This window comes from Marilutibacter maris (assembly GCF_006546735.2).
Lineage (GTDB): Bacteria > Pseudomonadota > Gammaproteobacteria > Xanthomonadales > Xanthomonadaceae > Marilutibacter > Marilutibacter maris.
The window spans coordinates 1-1,094 of the sequence record NZ_VICD02000290.1; the positions used below are offsets into that span (position 1 = coordinate 1).

Genomic DNA, 1,094 nt, shown 5'->3' on the forward strand with positions numbered 1-1,094 from the left:
CTGAAGCAGGTCGAGGCCGGCATGGCGGTCGCCGAGCTGGCCCGCCAGCACGGCTTCAGCCCGGCCAGCTTCTACCAGTGGCGGGCCAAGTACGGAGGGATGGAAGCCGAAGATGCCAAGCGACTGAAGGAGCTGGAGGCTGAGAACAACCGGCTGAAGCGGTTGCTGGCCGAGGCCCACCTGGACATCGAGGCGCTGAAGGTCGGCTTCGGGGTAAAACGCTAGCCCCGCAACGCAAGCGCGAGGCGGTCCGGCGCATGCTTGAACACACGAAATTGAGCGAGCGCCGGGCCTGCCGCCTTGCGGGGTTATCCCGCGATGCCTTCCGCAACGAGCCGGTCCCAACACCTGCCACACAGACGCTGTCGGCCCGGATCATCGAACTGGCTCAGCTGCGCCGGCGCTTCGGCTATCGCCGCCTGCACGACTTGCTGCGCCCGGAGTTCCCGAACGTGAACCACAAGAAGGTCTATCGCCTGTACCGCGAGGCGAACTTGGCCGTGCGTCGTCGCCGGAAGGCCAAGCGGCCGGTTGTAGAACGCCAGCCCTTGTTGCAGGCGAACCAGCCTAACGCGGTCTGGAGCATGGATTTCGTGAGCGACGCCCTGGCCAATGGCCGCCGGTTGAAGTGCCTGACCGTCGCCGACGACTTCAGCCACGAGTGCGTCGACATCGTGGTCGACCATGGCATCAGCGGTGCCTACGTCGTGCGCATGTTGGATCAGGCGGCCTGCTTCCGCGGCCATCCCCGTGCCGTGCGCACCGACAACGGCCCGGAGTTCACCAGCCGCGCCTTCATCGCCTGGACGCAGCAGCACGGCATCGAACACCTGCTGATCGAACCCGGCCGGCCGATGCAGAACGGCTACATCGAGAGCTTCAACGGCAAGTTCCGCGACGAATGCCTGAACGAGCATTGGTTCACGTCACTCGCCCAAGCCCGTGACGTCATCGCCGACTGGAGACGTGATTACAACGAGGTTCGACCGCACAGCAGCTGCGGCCGCATCCCGCCATCGCAGTTCGCTGCCAACCACCGAGCACAACAAGCCAACAACGCAGTAACCTTCAATCCCGGGCTTTGTCAGGAATGA

At 64.6% G+C, this 1,094-nt stretch carries 1 protein-coding gene; it reads left to right on the forward strand.

What is annotated here, in order from left to right:
• Positions 1–1,094 (forward strand): IS3 family transposase gene (locus FKV24_RS16530; RefSeq protein WP_141483163.1). Its coding sequence is split into 2 segments (ribosomal slippage), with 1,095 coding nucleotides annotated over them: positions 1–214 and positions 214–1,094; the frame shifts between segments, so codons are not numbered across the junction. This gene is flagged as partial in the annotation.